The following is a 16616-nucleotide window of genomic DNA, read 5'->3' as shown; positions in this document are numbered from 1 at the left end:
CACGAGTTCGATGCTTCCGACTCTGCCGATGAGAGTGCGTGCCGGGCTTAATTGGCCGTGGTCGAGATCGGTTGGGCCGGGTTGTTCCCCGGGCGCGGGCCGGGTCGCGGGTTCCGTGAGTGCGGCGGGGCAGGCAGGCGGATTCGTGGTCCTAGTGGGGCAGCGGGACGGTGAAGCTGAGGGTGTGGCGGACGGCCATCGCCAACGGGTCGCGGGCCGCGACGTGGCCGACGTACAGCCGCGCGGGAAGGCCGGCGAAACCGAAGGCCGGGCCGGCGAGCTCGGTCGCCCACAGCAGGTTGGCCAGCGCGGCGGCCCGGCTATCGAGATCGCGGTCCATCGCGCGCCGGATCTCGGCCCGACTCTGCCGTGCGGTGTCCGGTGTGTCGAGCAGGCGCGAGGCTTCGAGTCGGCGCTTGACCGTGTCCAGCACGTCGGGCCCCAGTGACTGCAACCACTGGTACGCGGGGCGCTGTGGCGACGCGGTGAGCCGGCTGAGGACGCTGTCAAGGAAACGGTCGCCGGTCGGCGCCGGGTCAAGGACGACCACGTCTCCGTCGTCCTCGACTCGGAGCTGGCCACGCAATCGCAGTTCGGCCAGCGCGGCGGCGGCCAGTCCGGCGCCCACCGCGTCGGACGGCACCCGGTAGCCACCCGATCGATCGACGGCGAAGATGTGAAGCTCGTCCGGGAGCAGCAGCGACTTCGTCGACGGCTCGTAGCCGGGCAACACGCGGAACACCACTCCGGCGTCGAGCGCGTACAGCCCAGGGCGCGACCAGGCGGCTACATGCGTCTCGGGAACGCCGCGGGCCAGCAGGAGTTTCCGCAGCGAGCCGACCCGGCCGGCATCGCGGACCGCCGCCTCGACGGCCTCCCACAGCTCGACGACCTCGTCGTCGTGCAAGAGTCGCAGCGGCTCACCCCAGCGATGCTGCCACCGGGCCCCGACGTGGACGAGCTCCGTGGCCGCGGCGACGAAGACGAACTCGGTCAGGTGGTTGTCGCCCAGTGCGGTCTGCAGCTCGCCGGCCCGGCCCTCGCCGAGCAGGTCGAGCACGCTGCCGAGCCCGTGTCGCAGCACGCACGGTAGGCGGCGGGCGGCGGCGTAGAGCGCCGCCGCATCCATCGCGGCCACCGAACGGGCCACCCGCTCGGCCTGCTCGTCGAAGTCGCTCGACCGCAGTGGTTCGGCCGGCCAGGGCACGAGCGCGGCGGCGGGGCGGCGATCGACGGCTGGGCCGCGGTCGGCGTGGCCCAGCAGGGCAATCGCGGCGAGGCGCTCCTGAAGCGGCGGATGCAAGTCGAACTTGGCGAGCCAGCCGGGCAGGTCCGGCTCGCCCGGCGGAGGCGCGGACCGCTCGTCGAGGAGGGCGGCGAAGTAGTCCAGTACCCCGCGCGGGGTGGCGCCGTCGGTGCGCGCCAGCCGCGCGTAGCCGGCGAGGGCGCGTTCCCACGCGGCCGAGGCGCGGATCGTGTCGCGCAGGGCGTCGCCGACGGCCGCCCGCCCCGCGGCACGGACCGCGACGGCGTCGGCCTCGAGCTCCATCTGGCGCCGCACGGCGAGGGAGGCAACGAGGTAGAGGCGGGCGTAGCCGGAGAACAGGACGCCGGGCAACGTCGACTTCCCAACGGCGCCGATGGTGCGCAGGACGACCTGCATCCCACGGTAGGAGCCGGCACCGAAATGGGTGTGCTCGTTGGCGTAGTGGCCGAGCTCGTGGGCGAGCACGGCGCGCAGCCCGTCGACGGTGAGCGCCCACAGCAGCGGCACGCCGAGGTACAACTGCCGCCGCCCGGGCCGTAGTCCGAGAAGCCGACCCTCCTCCCATACATAGGCGTTCGCCACGGCGACGAGCCGGATCTCCTCCGGCGGTCGAGTGCCAGCCAGCTCCGCCAGTTCCCGCACCTGCGCCCACAACTGCGGCGCCTCGTGCTCGTCAACGGCGCGGCCGCCCAGGGGCGGCTCCGGCCGAGCCCGCAGGATCCGCCACCCCGGTACGACGAGGCCGAGGGCGGTCGCCACCGCCAGGGTCCCCAGCTCGTGCGCCGGGCCGTGGCCGGAGAAGGCGAGCCACAGCCACCCGCCAAGCCAGGCGAGGACGGCGACCAGGCCGAACCCGAGAACGTAGAACCCAGCGAGTAACAACACCGGCAGCATCGACCGTCCCATGCGCCCCATGTCGTGAGGGTGACACCAACGCGCCAGCCCGCGGCCGGGCGTGTGTCCGGCGGCTCCGTGGCGGGATTACTGACAACGATCAGATGCACTGATCTGCCGCTGGACTCGCGCGGCGCCGGCACCGTGGTCGTCACAGCGAGCGACGCTCCGGGCGACGCCGACGCTTCCTGTCTTGCCGACGTAAGTGGCTGAGGTTGGCCATCTATTCTTCTGGCGGTTCAAACGGTCACGGCGACTCACGCGGAGGGCCACCGGCGCGGGTGCGCTACCTGGCGGAAGATTTGCCGTCTTGCCCATCGCCACGGCGGTGATGCGGTCCTCTGTTCCGCGGCCTTGCGGCGGCTACAGGAGGCTGTGGCGATCTGCCCAGCCGCGTACCGCCGCCGCGATCGCCTCCGGATGGTCTTCGGGCGCGTGGTGCCCGGCGAAGCCGAGGTGTTCGGTCTCGAGTCCGGCGATGTTCTTCGCGCACCAGTCGACCAGCTGCGGTCCCATCATCGCTCCCGGGCCTTGCTGGAAGGCGAGCAGCAGCTTCGGCACGTCCGGGCTGGTGGCCAGCCAGGTGTCGTACCGCTCGATGCGGGCGACAATGTCGGCGGGTTCGCCGCCGAGGGGCATGGATCGCGCCCATTGCAGCAGCGGCCGGCGGCTGTCCGGCGTCGGGTACGGCTCCAGGTACACCTTGAGATCCTCGGTGGGGAGGCCGCGCACGACGCTGGAGGGCAGCATTTGGGTGAGGAATGCGTTGTCGTCGAGGATCAGGGCCTCACCGACGCCGGATGTCTTGATCGACCGGAACAGGGCGCGGCCGCCCTCGGGGAATTCCTCCCAGGCCATGGGTTTCACGATGGTCTCCAGGAATGCGAGGCCGCGCACCCGTCCGGGGTGCCGCGCCGCCCAGTCGAACGCGAGCGCACCACCCCAGTCGTGGCCCACAAGCACGATGTCGTCCAGGTTGAGCGCGTCGAACCAGGCGTCCAGGTATCGGGCGTGGTCGTCGAAGGTGTACGCGAGGTCGGGTTTGCCGGATTCCCCCATGCCGATGAGGTCCGGCGCGAGCCGCCGGCCGGAGCCGACAGCCGGCAGGATATCCCGCCACAGGTACGAGGAGGTCGGGTTGCCGTGCAGGAACACCATTGGGAGGCCGGTGCCGAGTTCGCGGTGGAACATCCTGGAATTGAGAACGGCGGTGGTTGGCATGGCGCGACCTTTCAGAGGTTGAGGCTGAGGATGCGGTCGACCGCGATCTCGATCACGACGCGGTCGGGTGGGGCCGGCGGCGGCGATTGGTACCGGCCGAGGTAGGCGCGCACGCCGTCGCCGACCCGTGCCGGGTCGTCCGAGACGGTGGCGGTGCCTTCGAGCGTGATCCAGCGCAGGCCCGCGACCTGGCACAGCGCTACGCGGCCAGCGCCGGAGTGTGCCACGTTGCGGACCTTGCGGCTGGACGCGACCGTCAGCACGCGGGCCAGGCCGGCGTCCGGATCCCAGGTGAACCGAACGGCCGTGACGTGCGGCGAGCCGTCCGGTCGCAGCGTCGTCAGCGTGCCCAGATGCGAGCCGGCGAGGAACGCCGCGGCCCGCGCCGACGGCGCGGCCGCCGTCCGATCCGGCGTCACTTCTTCTTCGCCACGGCTTCGCGCCAGATCAGACCCACGATGCTCGGCCTGACCTCGGTGGTGATGACGGCCATCGCCCGCTGAACGAACCGGTCGTCGCTCAGCTGCGCCACCATGCTCGCGGCCAGATCGATCCGGGCCGTGAACAACCCGTCCGCGACATCTTTCCGCAGCTGATACCCGGTGACTGCCGGGTGGTCGAAGAGTCCGGACGGCCGGGCGATCGTCCAGTCCAGGTCGCTGTCGCGCACCAGTGCTTCCATGCGGCGCATGTCATCGTGCGCGGTACGGCCCATCCGGCGGTTGACCAGCGGATCCATGACATTGTTGAAGAAGAACTCGCCGCTCGGCCGCCAGGTTGGGTCCATCACGCTGGAACTGACGGTGATCAGCCGCTTCACCCCGTGCCGATGCATCGCCGCCAGGATGTTCGCGTTGCCCTGGGAGTACACCGTGATCGGCTTGCGGGAAGGCGTGGTGCCCAGACTGGACAGCACCGCGTCGTTGCCGGCGACCGCCCGGGCGACGGAGTCGGGATCGGTCACGTCGGCGGTCACCACGGTCAGACCGGCCCGCGGTGCGATCGCGCCGGGACGGCGGGTGACCGCGGTGACCTCATGTCCAGCGGCCAGGGCCTGCTCGGTGAGTTGGTGACCGGTCGGGCCGGTAGCGCCGAAGATGACGGTACGCATGTCGTGCTCCCTTGCTGTGGGGTTGTCGGCGTTGACCATGCCGCCACAGCCGGGCAGTATTCAACCGTGCTGAATAAAACCCGGGGTCGCCCGCGCGGCCACCCCGACACCAAAGCCCAGATCGCCGAGGCCGCTCGCGTGCTGTTCACCCAGCACGGCTACAAAGCCACCACCGTCCGCGCGGTAGCCGCCGCGGCCGGCGTCGACCAAGCGCTGATCAGTTACCACTTCGGGTCCAAACAGGGCCTGTTCGGCCAATCGCTGAACCTGCTCTGCCTCGAACCCAACGCCCTCGACCGAGCCCTGCACGGCGACCACGCCGGCCTCGCCGACCGGCTCCTGACCGCCGTAACGACCCTGTGGGACGCCACCACACCCGCCGAGAACCGCCTCGCCCTGCAAGACGACGACACCATGCGAGCCCTGCGCGACTACCTGCAGAGTGAGCTGGTCGTCCGCATTGCTGAATTTCTCGGCGGTCCCGGCGCCACCGAACGCGCCACCGCCGCCGTCGGCGTCATCGGCGGCCTCATCTTCACCCGCTACCTCAATCCGATCCGCCCGATCGCCACGCTGCCCGCAACCGAGATACAACGCATCTTCGGACCGGCACTACGCGCTGCCCTACACACCCGCGCGAGGCACCGCTGACGTCCCCGGCCGGGTTACTCCCGGGCTCGAGTTCGACAAGGTGAGGCATGCCGCTGTAGTTACCTCCTCGCCGGTCCGCACACGCTCCCAGTTCAGGTCAAGCTCTGGACGGCAGGCCGTTCTTCGTTGTGGGCTTCACATCTGGCTGCGCTCCCTACAGCACGTTCGCCGCCGAGATGCCACCGTACGATGATCCGCTTTGAGGGCACCTCGAGACCGAACATGGGATGTGTGCCGCGATCGGCGCGTCTTGATCTGCCCAATCCGAATCGGTCCACAGCGGATGGACAATCCATGCGATTACGAAGTAGTCGGGCCGTCGGGTCGATGCTGATCAAGGCGCTTCCCCAACGAGCAGGCCGCACTCAAGTGCGTCTACCTGGCCTTGATGAGTCTCGACCCGACCGGCACCGCTGGACGCCTTTCAGATCACCTTCGAGGGCCTGCTCATCCCAGCCACCAACTAACCGTTCAACAACCAAGATCAGCCGTTGACTGGACAGACCCCTCCGAGGCTCAGACCGCCGCGGCCGCCGCGCCGCAGGGCCGGAACCGGGCCAGGTACGCCAGGCTCGGCCCGCGCCGCTCGGCGAGGTGCAGCGCCTGCCCGTCGGCCAGCCGGTGCAGCCGCCCGAACGGGATCCAATGCCGGTCGAAGAATTCGCCGACCACCAGCCGCCCGCCCGGCTTCAGCACCCGCGCCGCCGCGCTGAGCACCCGGGCTGGCTCCGGTATCTCCCCGAGCGCGGTCACCAGGTAGACGGCGTCAAAAACGCCGTCGTCGAAGGGCAGCTCCCGCGCGTCCGAGCAGTGCGGCACGATCGCTGCCGCCGCGTTCCCTCCCGCCGCGGTCCTACCCGCTTGCACCTCCTCCTTCGCCCGGCGCATCACGTGGTCGAGCATCTCCTGCTGCACGTCCACGATGTGCAGGCGCCCGTCCGGACCGAGTTGCGGCGCGACGTGCAGCGCCTGCAGACCGGTGCCCGGACCGAGTTCCAGCATCCGTTCACCCGTCCGCGGACGGAGCACCGCGTCCAGATCGGACAGGCCCAGGAAGGGCAGCTCCAGATCCAACAGGCGACGCTGTGAATACGGATACGGTGCGCGGTCGCTGAACCACCATGCACCCGCAACGACGGCGGCGGCTCCGGTGGTGGCGGCGAGGACGGTCTTGCGCGAGGGACGGCTGATGAGCGGCATCGGTCTTCTCTGCTCGGTGACGCGCGACAGGGCGCGGACGGAACGGATACGCGGCGGCCGGTCAGCCGCGCGGGAACGGGGTGCGCAGGACGCGCGCGGTGAGCACGGCGCAGACCAGCGCGATCGGGATCTCGGCGAAGACCGCCATGACGATCGCAAAGGCCAGGTCCGGGCCGGGCGCCGCCGAGGTGACGTCGAACCAGCCGTCCACGAGCAGCAGCACCGCGGTGCCGACCGCCGTCAGCACGCACCGGTTGTCCCGCCGCAGCAGGAACCGGCCGGTGGCGAACAGCGCCAGCGCCTCGCAGCCGTCCAGGCCGACCCAGGCGAGCGACCAGTGCGCGTCCCGCGCGCTGGCCGGCAGGGTGACCGAGAGGTAGTACACCCACGGGATCATCGCGAGCCCGGCCAGCACGAAGGCGGCACCCAGCGCGCTCGGCCGGCGTCCGCCGGGGCGGTCGGCGCGGGCGTCCGGACGCCCGCGCCCCGGCCGGGGCCCGGGCTCGGACCCGATCCGGCCGAGGACGGGGTCGCGGTCGAGGCGGTCCGTGACGGCGAGCATGGCGGTCGTCCCCTCTCCGCCCGGCGTCGGCGTCTGGTGGTGCGCCGGGCACGATCACCAGCCTGGCCGCCGCGGCCCGGCGAATCAGTAGTGTGGCTTTCCGTTCCGGGCGTGGTGCCAGGTACAGGCCGAAGCGGGCGCCAACGCCATGGAACGCCGGTCACGTGGTCGAATACCGTGGAGACCATGGACACCGTCCTGGCGCCGATCGGCCGCTTCCTGCTGGCGCCCTGGCGCGGGCGGGCGTGGCGCGACCTGTGGTTCGTGATCCTCTCCTCGGCGCTGAGCCTGCTGCCGCTGGGTCTGATCGGGCTGCCGTGGGCCTTCTTTGCCCCCATCCACCTGCCGTCGATCCTCGCCTGCGCCTTCCTCCCGCTGCTGGCGGCGGTGCTGCTGGGCCCGCAGCTCACGACGCTGCGCCGGGCCGCGTACTACAAGATCCGGGGCGCCCAGATCCCCCGGGCCCCGCACACGGCCCGGGACGCGGCGTCCGCGGACGCGCCGTTCCTCCCGCGGATGCGTGCGCGGCTGCGCCACCCGCGCACCTGGCGGCAGGCCTGCTACCACCTGATCGCGGGACCGGCGGCCAACCTGGTCGGCGTGATCGCGGGCACCATGTGGGTCGGCGGGCTCATCTGCTTCGGCTGGCTGAGCGCGGCGATCGCCTTCGGCCCGAACTGGAAGTGGCTGTCCATGGCGACGTCCCTGGCGCTTTGGACGGCGCTCGTGTGCCTGGTAGTGGTCTACCTCACGCCCTGGCTGGTCATGGCCTCGGTGCGCTGGGATCTGAAGTTCGCCACCGACCTGCTCGGCCCCAGCCGGGCGGAGCGGCTGGCCCGCCGGGTGACCGACCTGACCGAGAGCCGGGCCGCGGTGGTGGACGCCGCCGACGCCGAGCGCCGCCGGATCGAGCGCGACCTGCACGACGGCGCCCAGCAGCGGCTGGTGTCCCTGGCGATGAACCTGGGCCTGGCCCGGGCGACCCTGAAGGACCTGCCCGAGGACGCCCGGACCGCACTGGCCGAGGCGCACGAGGAGGCCAAGGAGGCCCTGGGCGAGCTGCGCAACCTCGTCCGCGGCCTGCACCCGGTGGTCCTCGAGGACCGCGGCCTGGACGCGGCGCTCTCCGGCATCGCGGCCCGCTCACCGGTGCCAGTGCGGTTGGCGGTGGACGTGCCCCGGCGGGTCCCGCCGACGGTCGAGGCGGTGGCGTACTTCATGGTCTCGGAGGCCCTGGCCAACGTGGCCAAGCACGCCCAGGCGTCCGCGGCCCGGGTGGACGTGTGGCTGGACGGCGCCCTGCTGCGGCTGTCCGTCGCGGACGACGGGATCGGCGGCGCCGACGCCGCCCGCGGCTCCGGGCTGACCGGCCTGGCGCAGCGCGCGGCCTCGGTGGACGGCAGGTTCGAGATAGTCAGCCCGGTCGGCGGGCCGACCACGATAAGGGTGGAGCTTCCGTGCGAACTGTGATCGCCGAGGACTCGGTGCTGCTGCGCGCCGGGCTGACCAAGCTGCTGGAGACGACCGGCTTCGAGGTGGCCGCCGCGGTGGACGACGCCGCCGGGCTGCTGGCCGCGGTGGAGCGGCACCGCCCGGAACTGGTGATCGCGGACGTGCGGATGCCGCCGACCTTCACCGACGAGGGGATCCGCGCCGCCCTGGTGGTGCGGCGGCAGTGGCCCGAGGTGGCGATCATGGTGCTGTCCCAGTACGTCGAGGAGCGCTACGCCGCCGACCTGCTCTCCACGAGCACCACCGGCGTCGGCTACCTGCTCAAGGACCGGATCGCGGACGTGGACATCTTCCTGGAGTCGCTGCGCCGGGTGGCCGCGGGCGGCACCGCGCTGGACCCCGAGGTGGTGGCGCAGCTGCTGGTGCGGCGGCAGAACACCCCGCTGGACCGGCTCACCGGGCGGGAGCGGGAGGTGCTCGGGCTGATGGCCGAGGGGCGGTCCAACGCAGGGATCGCGGAGAAGCTCGTGGTCAGCGAGAGCGCCGTGGCCAAGCACATCAACAGCATCTTCACCAAGCTCGACCTGCCCGCCTCGGAGGGCGATCACCGGCGGGTCCTGGCCGTGCTGCGATTCCTGGAGAGCGCGTCGCCGACCGTGTGAAGCGTGAGGCGCCCGGCCCCCGCGCCGCGGCGCGGGGCCAGAACCGCAGGTGGATCCCCCGCCTGCGGTTTTCTCGTTTCTCCGGCGCGCTGTGGGGATTCGCATGCCTCGCGGCGCCTCGTGGTGCGGTGGTGGAACCACGGATGAGGCCAGGTCGATGACAGTGGCCAGATATAGCCAGTCCTTGCAGCCTCCCCTGCCCGAGCCGGCATGCCCAGGGTCGAAGGTCACCGGTCGAGGCATCCGGCGCGCGACCGTACGGTCCGCGGCTCCGACGTGAGCGACCGGTTCGCGGCTCTCACCCGTACCGGACGAAGCACCTGCCTGTTCGCCGATTCACCGAACAGGTCCGGTGGCCCTTGTTACGTTCGAGCTGCCGGTCCGGAGAAGGGTGTGCAACCGTGTCCCATCATCTCGATACTCCGCTCGCGCGACAGAACGGCCGGCTCTACATCGACGACCTCTACGTCTTCCACGGTGACGGCGGCACCGTCTTCGTCATGGACGTCAATTCGACGATCATCGGCGCCGACGTATAACCGGGCCGGCACCCTGAGGCGCGATACGAGTTCAAGGTGCACGTCGACGACGCCGACGTCGAGGCGCTGACCATCCGCGTCGGGGCCGTGGACGAGCCGGACTCCAGCGGCGGGCAGACCGTCACCGTCCACGCCCTGACCGGCGACGAGGCCCGCGACGACGCCGCGACCGGCACGCTGCTGGCCCGCGGCCGCTCCGGCGAGGAGGTCGGCGGCGGCAGCGTCCGCCTCTGGACCGGCCATCAGCATTGCAGCGAGAGCGAGAGGGACGATAATGGATGAGCGGGCACTCGCCGCGGTCGTGGCGGACCAGGCCGGTCTGGCCAAGGAAGAGGCCGCGGACCTGATCCGCGGCACGCTGGAGGAATTGGGCAAACAGCTCAGCGGCGGCGACGTCCGCGAGCTCGCGATCAACCTTCCGGAGGATCTGGCCGGCAACCTCCCCCGGCGGCACGACGGCGGGGCGCATCCGGTGCCGCTGGACGACTTCGTCCGCGAGCTGGGCCGGCGCACGGGCCTCAAGGAAGAGGAGGTCACACGCGGTGTCCGAGCGGTGCTGACCACGCTCAGCCAGACGACCGACGGCGCGCACCTGCGGCACGCGCTGTCCCAGCTGCCCGCCGAGTACCGTGAGCTGACCACGACGGCGGCCTAAACAGCGTCACGTCCAGGTCACCCCGCCGCCGCTCAGGTCCACACGAGCCGCTGCACGGCGACGTCGATGAAGTCCCCGACGATCCGTCTGTCGTCCTCGGCCCTGGTCGCGAGCGCGACGGGGCGGGGCTCGATCCCTTTGTGCCGTGGTGACGGGTGGTCCGTCGGGGCCGGGAGGCCCCGACATCGGGCGTCTACCGTTTCGTCGAGTCTTCCGACACGACGTGCGAACCTACTCCGGCGGGCATATAGATCCCCCTGGCCAAGGGCGAACGCTTCCCCCGCACCGCCGCTGCAACGGCTCGGTGGTCTGGGAACTGGTGAGGTTCGCCTGACCGGGGCGGTTCGGGGTCCGCGCGACGGTCGGGTCGGTCGCGGCGGCCGGCCTCTGTCTCGGTCGGCTGGTGCCCCGCAAGTCGGCTCCTGTCCCGGCGCCGACTAGCCCCGGCGCCGCGAACCGTCCTCGACGAGCTGATCCTGTCGCCGTGGCATACCGATGCGGACTGGCGCTCTTCTCAATTTTCATAGTCGTTGCGCGCGGACCACGACCACCGGACAGTCGGCCTTGTGGACCAGGCTGCTGGGAGTACTGCCGAGCAACAATTCGCTGATTCTGCGATGGCCGTGCGTGCCGACCACGATGCCCAGACCGTGCCGCTCCCAGGCGAGCCGGATCAGGCCGACCAGTGCCGCGGAGTCCTGCAATGCCCGCTCGGCGGCAACGAACCGTCGAACCCGATGATGACCGGCGCGGCATTCGTCACGTTTCCTACGAAGCGGGCGTGGGGGCGGCCCACACCCACCAGGCCTCTCTACCCAGCCGGTCGGCACTGCGACCCCCTTTATCGGCGCAAGAAGTGAGGCGGGGGCCGGAAGGCGGCGGGGCTACGAGCCGTGGCCGGCGTGGCCGTCGTGGGCGGTCGCGCTCACCGTGCACGCGGCGTCCGGGGGGTTGGCGCGCACGACGATCAGGGCGCGGCCCGTCGCCGTGGCGCCGGGTGCGACCCGGTTGACCAGGCCGACGCCGGAGCCGAGCGGGCTGCCGGCCGCGGCCACCGTGAGCTCCACCTTGTAGGCGTGCTCCACGCGGTCGCCGTTGACGACCGTGTAGGTGACGTTGGCCGAGCCCGCGTTCTGCAGGTCGCAGGAGGCGACGCGGGCGGTCACGCGCTGCGGGCCGACCGGAGTGCTGGCCGGCGTCAGTACCACCGCGAGCACCCCGACCGCCACGAGGACCGGGATCTCGGCCAACAGCGGGGTCAGACGGGCCGGAAGCCTAGGCATGCTTGAACACCACCGTCGCCATCAGCCAGACCGTCGACGCGCCCGTGGTCGCGCTGGCCGCCGGGGTGCCGCCGGTGCCGACCACGGTGTCCTCGACGAGCATGTCCATGTTGCCGTTCGGGGACAGGTTCACCCGCGTCGTGTAGCCCGGGTCCCCGGTCAGCGTACGGCCGAAGCCCGAGTCGGCGTAGAACCCGATCGCCAGCTCGCCGTCGCCGGTGACGGCCGGGGTGGCGGCCGACTTCACCACCTGCTGGCTGGTGGTGGTTCCGGTGGCGGTCGCCTGCTGGTCGACGGCGCCGGCGCCGGCGGCGGTCGACAGGCCGGAGTACTCGGCCACCGCGATCCCGACGTCGGCCGACGCGCTGACCTTCGCCGTGATGGTGGGCTTGGTGCCACCGGTCGCCACCACGGCGGTCCACACGCTGACCTGCGTGTGATCGGACGCGGTGAACGAGGTGACCTTCGTGAAGACGTCACCGGCGCTGTCGGTGACCGTGCTGACCGTCGCCGACCCGGAACTCCACACGCCGACCTGGACGACCAGTCGGTTGTTGGTCGTCGCGTTGGCCGGCAGGGTGGCGGCCAGGCTGGTCTTGCCGGCGCCCTGGGCCGACACCTGCTGGACGAAGGCCGGCGCGGTCACGTTCGTCGGGGTCACCGGGGTGGAGGCGGCGGAGTCGGGTGAGGTACCGACCGCGTTCGTCGCCGACACCTTGAAGGTGTACGCGGTGCCGTTGGTCAGCCCGGTCACGGCCGCCGTCGGGGCCGTCACCGTCACCGGGGTCTGCGCGGTGCTGCCGATGTAGGGCGTCACCGTGTAGGACGTGATGGCGCTGCCCCCGTTGGCCGGTGCCGACCAGCTCACGGTCGCCGAAGCGTTGCCGGCGGTTGCGGTCACCCCGCTCGGCGCGGCCGGGGCGGTCGGCGGTCCGGCCGTGCCCGGCTTGAACACGACCGTGCCGAGCAGCCAGGTCGTGCTCGCCCCGGCGCCGACCGCCGCGTTGGGCTTGGCGCCGGCCGCGACGACCTGGTCCTCGGTGAGCAGGTCCATGTTGCCGTTGGGGGAGACGTTGCCGCGCACGGTCCAGCCGCTGCCGGCGGTGAGCGGATGGTTGAAGCCCGAGTCCCCGTAGAAGCCGATCGCCAGCTCGTTGCCGGTCGCGGTGGCCGCGGTCGCGCCTGACTGTACCGTCGCGGCACCCGACGTGGTGCCCGAGTTGGTCGCCGCGACATCGACCACGCTGGCATCGGCCACAGTGGACAGTCCGCTGTACTCCATCGCGACGACGCCGACATCGGCGGTGCCGGACGCGCGGGCGGTGATGGCCGGCGCCTGCCCACCCCCGTCGGTGATCGGCGCGGTCCAGACGCTCAGCTCGGTGTTGTCGGCGGCCTTCCAGTGCGCCACTTCGGTGAAGGGGTCTCCGGCCGAGTCGGTCACCCCGCTGGTCGTCGCGCCGGTGCTGCTCCACGTGCCGACCTGGACGACGAGCCGGTTGCCCGGGCCGAGGTTCGACGGCAGGGTGACCGACTGCGTGCCCGCCGTGCCCTGGGCGCCGGTCTGCTGCACGAACGTCGGGGAGCTCACCGTGCCCGGCGTCACCGCGTTGGACGCGGCCGAGGCGGGCGACGTCCCGATCGCGTTCGTCGCCGTCACCTTGAAGGTGTACGCGGTGCCGTTGGTCAGCCCGGTCACGGTCGCGCTCGTGGCCGGCGGGTTGCCGGTCACCGTCATCGGGCTCTGCGCGGTGGTGCCGACGTATGGCGTGACGGTGTATCCGGTGACCGGACTGCCGCTGTTCGGGGGCGCGGTCCACCGTACCGTCGCGAAGCCGTCGCCGGCCGTGGCGCTCACCCCGGTCGGCGCCGCGGGCGCGGTCGCCGCCTGGGACACCTGCACCATCGAGGCGACCGACGGCACGCCCTTGTCGTTGACGATGAACAGCATGTAGTAGCCGGGCGGCGCGAGCGCCGAACTGGCCGGCGCCTGCACCGACAGCGTGGAGCCGTTGGCGGTGAAGCTCAGCGGCACGAAGTGCTGGTTCATGTCCATCTGGTGGGTGTCGGCGCCCAGCGAGACGAGGTTCACCGAGCGGATGCTGGCCGCGTCGGGGGTCGACACCGTGATGTTGCCGCCGTAGGACGCGCCCGCCGACGCCGAGGTGATCGTCGGCCGCGTTCCGCTGGACAGGTACGGCGGGGAGTAGTACTGCGCCGAGTACTGTGCCGCGCCACTCTGCCCGAACGGGTGACCGCCGCCCGCGACGAGCACCCGGCCGTCCGGCATGAGCAGGGCCGTCGAGTGGTAGTTGCGGGCCGCCGACATCGAGGCGCCGGTCGTCCACGCCTGCGTGGCCGGGTCCCAGATCTCGGTCGAGAGCACGCCCGTCGTGGTGATGCCCTGGTTGGTGTCGGTGTTGCCGCCGACGGCGAGCACCTTGCCGTCGGCCAGCATCGTCAGCGTGTGGTACACGCGGGCCGAGCTCATCGGCGCCGCCGCCGTCCAGGCCGGGCCGGCCGAGGTGAGGTCGATGGTGGCGGCCGTGTTGAACGCCGGTCCCGCCGCGTTGACGTCGGCGCCGCCGCCGGTGTAGAGCACCTTGCCCGGCCGGTACATCACCGAGGATCCATTGTGGACGCCGCTGGCCCCGCCGGTCTGGGTCCAGGTCTGCGCGTTGACGTCGAGCAGGAACGAGTTGTCCTCGTCCGGCCCGATCGCGAAGATCTTCCCGCTGGGCAGCAGGTAGGAGAACGGGTACTCGGTCTCGTGGATCTGCGGGGTGGACACGTTGGACAGCAGGGTCCAGGTGTTGGTCGACGGGTCGTACACCTCGGGCGTGTCGGCCCAGTGGGCCGACGTGGTGTCGTTGCCGCTGAGCGCCACGTACCGGCCGTCGGCCAGCTCGGTCACCGTCGGGTACCAGCGCGGGAAATGCATGTCGGCGACGCGCGACCAGGTGTTGGTGGCCGGGTCGAAGATGTTCGTGTCGGCCAGGCCGAGCTGGCCGGTGGTCAGGCCGCCGTAGCCGCCGACGACGAGCAGCCGGCCGTCGGGCAGGGAGGCCCCGCCGTCGCAGAAGACGCTCGTCGGCGCGTTGACGGTGGTGAACGAGGTCGGCGTCGACGGGTTCCAGATGACCGACGGCTGCGGCTGCTGCCAGCCGTCCCAGGCGACCACGTTGCCGTTGTAGAGCAGCGTGTTGGACAGCGCGACGATCGGCCAGGACTGCAGGCTCGACCAGGAGCCGCCGGGGGAGGAGCCGGGGGTGACCGCGTTGGAGGCCGCCGAGGCGGGCCCGGTGCCGACCGCGTTGGTGGCGGTGACCGTGAACGTGTAGGCGGTGCCGTTGGTGAGGCCGGACACCGTCGCCGTCGTCGCCGGCGGGTTGCCGGTGACGGTCGCGGTGGCCTGCGCCGTCGTTCCCACGTACGGCGTGACGGCGTAGCCGGTGATCGGGCTGCCGCCGTTGGCGGGCGCGTTCCAGGTGACCGTGGCAACGCCGTCGCCCGCCGTGGCGGTCACCCCGCCGGGCGCCGCCGGCGCGGTGGGCGCGCTGCCGGAGCGCAGCACGAGCGCCGCCATCAGCCAGGTGGTGTTGGCGCCGGTGCCGACCGTCGCCGAGACGGTCGAGCCGACCGACACCACCTTGTCCTCGGCCAGCAGCTCCATGTCGCTGGTCGGTGACAGGTTGGCCCGCGGGGAGAACCCGCTGCCGGCGGTCAGGGAGGCGCCGAAGCCCGAGTCGGCGTAGAACCCGAGCGCCAGCTCACCGTCGGCGCCCGCGGCGCCCGTGGTCCCCGAGCTGACGCTGCCCGCACTCGAGGTGGTACCGGCGGCGTGGGCCTGCTGGTCCAGCACCGTCGCATCGGTGACGGTGGACAGTCCCGAGTACTCCAACGCCAGTACCCCCACGTCGGCCGACGACGTGGGCTTGGCCGTGATGGTGGGCCTCGTGCCGCCGGTCGCCACGACGGCGGTCCACACGCTCATCTCCGTGTGGTCGGCCCCGGTGTAGCTGAGCAGCTTGATGAACGTGTCGCCGGCGTCGTCGGTGACCGTGCTGGTCGTGGCGCTCTTCGAGTTCCACACCCCGACCTCGACGATGAGGCGGTTGCCGGCGACCGTGTTGGACGGCAGCGTGACGGCGCGGGTGCTACCGAGCCCGTGCGCCGTCGCCTGCTGGACGAAGCTGGGCGTGGCGGCGGCGTAGCTGGACGTGCCGGCCGTCACGCCGGCGACGGTCACCCCCACGCATACCGCGCCAATCGCCAGCTTCCGGGACAACGACCGCATGCCTGCTCCTCATCCGACGAGGGCGAGCCCCCACACGCTGTGAGGACGGTGCAGTGTCCCCACACTGTGATTCACGCCGGACCGGTGAGCAATATTCACGACAGTGCCAGGTCCCGGTTTTACACGTTCGGCTGACCGACGCTCCTCCTCGCGTCGGGTCAGATGCCCGCGGCGGCCGGGCGGCCGGTGCCTCGGCCCGTCGGCGAGTGGCTGAGCTGCCAGGTCGCTTCCGGCAGGAGTGGCCGAAGACCGCGGCCGGGTATCGGACCGTCGTGCCTCCCCGCTTCGCGGTCGCCATGCTGCTCGCACTCAAGATCACCACCGTGGAAAGCTCGCTCCCGGGCAGGCAAACACGATCCCGGGAAGCCGTAGGCAGCCTGACGACCCGTCGGCGCGACGCGTCGAATCCGATCGTATCTGGGCGTTTGCGGGTGATTTTCGGGGGAGGATTCAAACACCCATAGATGACTATGAGGCACGGACCGGCGTTGCGGCTGGTCAGGGCCTCATCTACGTAGCGGGGACAGGATTTGAACCCGCGACCTGTGGATTGCGGGTTGGATGGTGTTGATCAAGGCGCTCGTCCAGGACCGTGGTTCGTGGTGGAGGCGTCAAAACGTGGGGTTTATGGGGGGCGTCCGTGAAGGTCATCCACAAACACTAATGGCTTGAGCCCATTTCTGCAGCTCAAGCCATTTTCCGTGTCGGGACAGCGGGATTCGAACCCACGACCCCTTGACCCCCAGGCATCGATCATGGGCAAATGATTAGGCTGGCTTGCTGTCCCGCCACGCAAGCACAGTCCCTCGTCGTCCGTGGACG

15 protein-coding genes are annotated in these 16616 nt (G+C 71.2%); 6 read left to right on the top strand and 9 right to left on the bottom strand.

Annotation, left to right across the window (positions count from 1 at the left end):
- Positions 1 to 151: 151 nt before the first annotated feature.
- From ACPPVO_RS47330 to ACPPVO_RS47315, 4 genes are all read right to left on the bottom strand, one after another.
- Entirely contained in the window at positions 152 to 2182 is a 2031-nt protein-coding gene (locus ACPPVO_RS47330; protein WP_426505457.1) for a GPP34 family phosphoprotein, read from the bottom strand.
- Between the two features lie 342 nt (positions 2183 to 2524).
- Positions 2525 to 3382 carry a haloalkane dehalogenase gene (locus ACPPVO_RS47325; protein WP_426505455.1) on the bottom strand — a complete coding sequence of 286 codons (858 nt, stop codon included), beginning with the start codon at positions 3380 to 3382 and terminating at the stop codon, positions 2525 to 2527.
- Positions 3383 to 3393: 11 nt separating this feature from the next.
- On the bottom strand, positions 3394 to 3801 hold the full coding sequence (locus ACPPVO_RS47320; protein ID WP_426505453.1) for a pyridoxamine 5'-phosphate oxidase family protein: 408 nt from the start codon (positions 3799 to 3801) through the stop codon (positions 3394 to 3396).
- On the bottom strand, positions 3798 to 4493 hold the full coding sequence (locus ACPPVO_RS47315; RefSeq protein WP_426505451.1) for an NAD(P)-dependent oxidoreductase: 696 nt from the start codon (positions 4491 to 4493) through the stop codon (positions 3798 to 3800). Before ACPPVO_RS47315 ends, ACPPVO_RS47320 begins: the two co-directional genes overlap by 4 nt.
- On the opposite strand from ACPPVO_RS47315, the gene ACPPVO_RS47310 reads away from it, so the two are divergent.
- Entirely contained in the window at positions 4419 to 5144 is a 726-nt protein-coding gene (locus ACPPVO_RS47310; protein ID WP_426505450.1) for a TetR family transcriptional regulator, read from the top strand. The genes ACPPVO_RS47315 and ACPPVO_RS47310 overlap by 75 nt on opposite strands.
- A 516-nt stretch (positions 5145 to 5660) precedes the next feature.
- Here the strand turns inward: ACPPVO_RS47310 and ACPPVO_RS47305 are convergent.
- On the bottom strand, positions 5661 to 6344 hold the full coding sequence (locus ACPPVO_RS47305) for a class I SAM-dependent methyltransferase (RefSeq protein ID WP_426505449.1): 684 nt from the start codon (positions 6342 to 6344) through the stop codon (positions 5661 to 5663).
- A gap of 61 nt (positions 6345 to 6405) precedes the next feature.
- Positions 6406 to 6906 (bottom strand): hypothetical protein, encoded by a 501-nt coding sequence (locus tag ACPPVO_RS47300; protein WP_426505448.1) that lies wholly within the window; start codon positions 6904 to 6906, stop codon positions 6406 to 6408.
- Positions 6907 to 7092: 186 nt separating this feature from the next.
- Here ACPPVO_RS47300 and ACPPVO_RS47295 point away from each other — a divergent pair, with 186 nt between their 5' ends.
- The 5 genes from ACPPVO_RS47295 to ACPPVO_RS47275 all read left to right on the top strand — a co-directional run bounded on the left by ACPPVO_RS47295 (position 7093) and on the right by ACPPVO_RS47275 (position 10214).
- A complete protein-coding gene (locus ACPPVO_RS47295) occupies positions 7093 to 8376 on the top strand; it encodes a histidine kinase (RefSeq protein WP_426505447.1) in 1284 nt (427 codons plus the stop codon).
- Positions 8364 to 9020 (top strand): response regulator, encoded by a 657-nt coding sequence (locus tag ACPPVO_RS47290; RefSeq protein WP_426505446.1) that lies wholly within the window; start codon positions 8364 to 8366, stop codon positions 9018 to 9020. Before ACPPVO_RS47295 ends, ACPPVO_RS47290 begins: the two co-directional genes overlap by 13 nt.
- A 401-nt stretch (positions 9021 to 9421) precedes the next feature.
- On the top strand, positions 9422 to 9559 hold the full coding sequence (locus ACPPVO_RS47285) for a hypothetical protein (RefSeq protein WP_426505445.1): 138 nt from the start codon (positions 9422 to 9424) through the stop codon (positions 9557 to 9559).
- Positions 9560 to 9595: 36 nt separating this feature from the next.
- On the top strand, positions 9596 to 9841 hold the full coding sequence (locus tag ACPPVO_RS47280; protein ID WP_426505444.1) for a hypothetical protein: 246 nt from the start codon (positions 9596 to 9598) through the stop codon (positions 9839 to 9841).
- Complete coding sequence (locus tag ACPPVO_RS47275; RefSeq protein ID WP_426505442.1) at positions 9834 to 10214, top strand: DUF2267 domain-containing protein; 381 nt, start codon at positions 9834 to 9836, stop codon at positions 10212 to 10214. The genes ACPPVO_RS47280 and ACPPVO_RS47275 overlap by 8 nt, the downstream gene beginning before the upstream one ends.
- Before the next feature lie 521 nt (positions 10215 to 10735).
- On the opposite strand, the gene ACPPVO_RS47270 is transcribed toward ACPPVO_RS47275, so the two are convergent.
- From ACPPVO_RS47270 to ACPPVO_RS47260, 3 genes are all read right to left on the bottom strand, one after another.
- Positions 10736 to 10918, bottom strand: coding sequence for a universal stress protein (locus ACPPVO_RS47270; protein ID WP_426505440.1), 183 nt, complete (start codon positions 10916 to 10918; stop codon positions 10736 to 10738).
- A gap of 180 nt (positions 10919 to 11098) precedes the next feature.
- A complete protein-coding gene (locus ACPPVO_RS47265) occupies positions 11099 to 11497 on the bottom strand; it encodes a hypothetical protein (RefSeq protein WP_426505438.1) in 399 nt (132 codons plus the stop codon).
- A complete protein-coding gene (locus ACPPVO_RS47260; protein WP_426505436.1) occupies positions 11490 to 15794 on the bottom strand; it encodes a fibronectin type III domain-containing protein in 4305 nt (1434 codons plus the stop codon). Before ACPPVO_RS47260 ends, ACPPVO_RS47265 begins: the two co-directional genes overlap by 8 nt.
- Between the last annotated feature and the right edge of the window lie 822 nt (positions 15795 to 16616).

This window comes from Dactylosporangium sp. McL0621, from assembly GCF_049995355.1.
Classification (GTDB): Bacteria; Actinomycetota; Actinomycetes; order Mycobacteriales; family Micromonosporaceae; genus Dactylosporangium.
The sequence above is the reverse complement of the archived record's forward strand: the minus strand, read 5'-3'. Positions and strand labels throughout refer to the sequence as shown.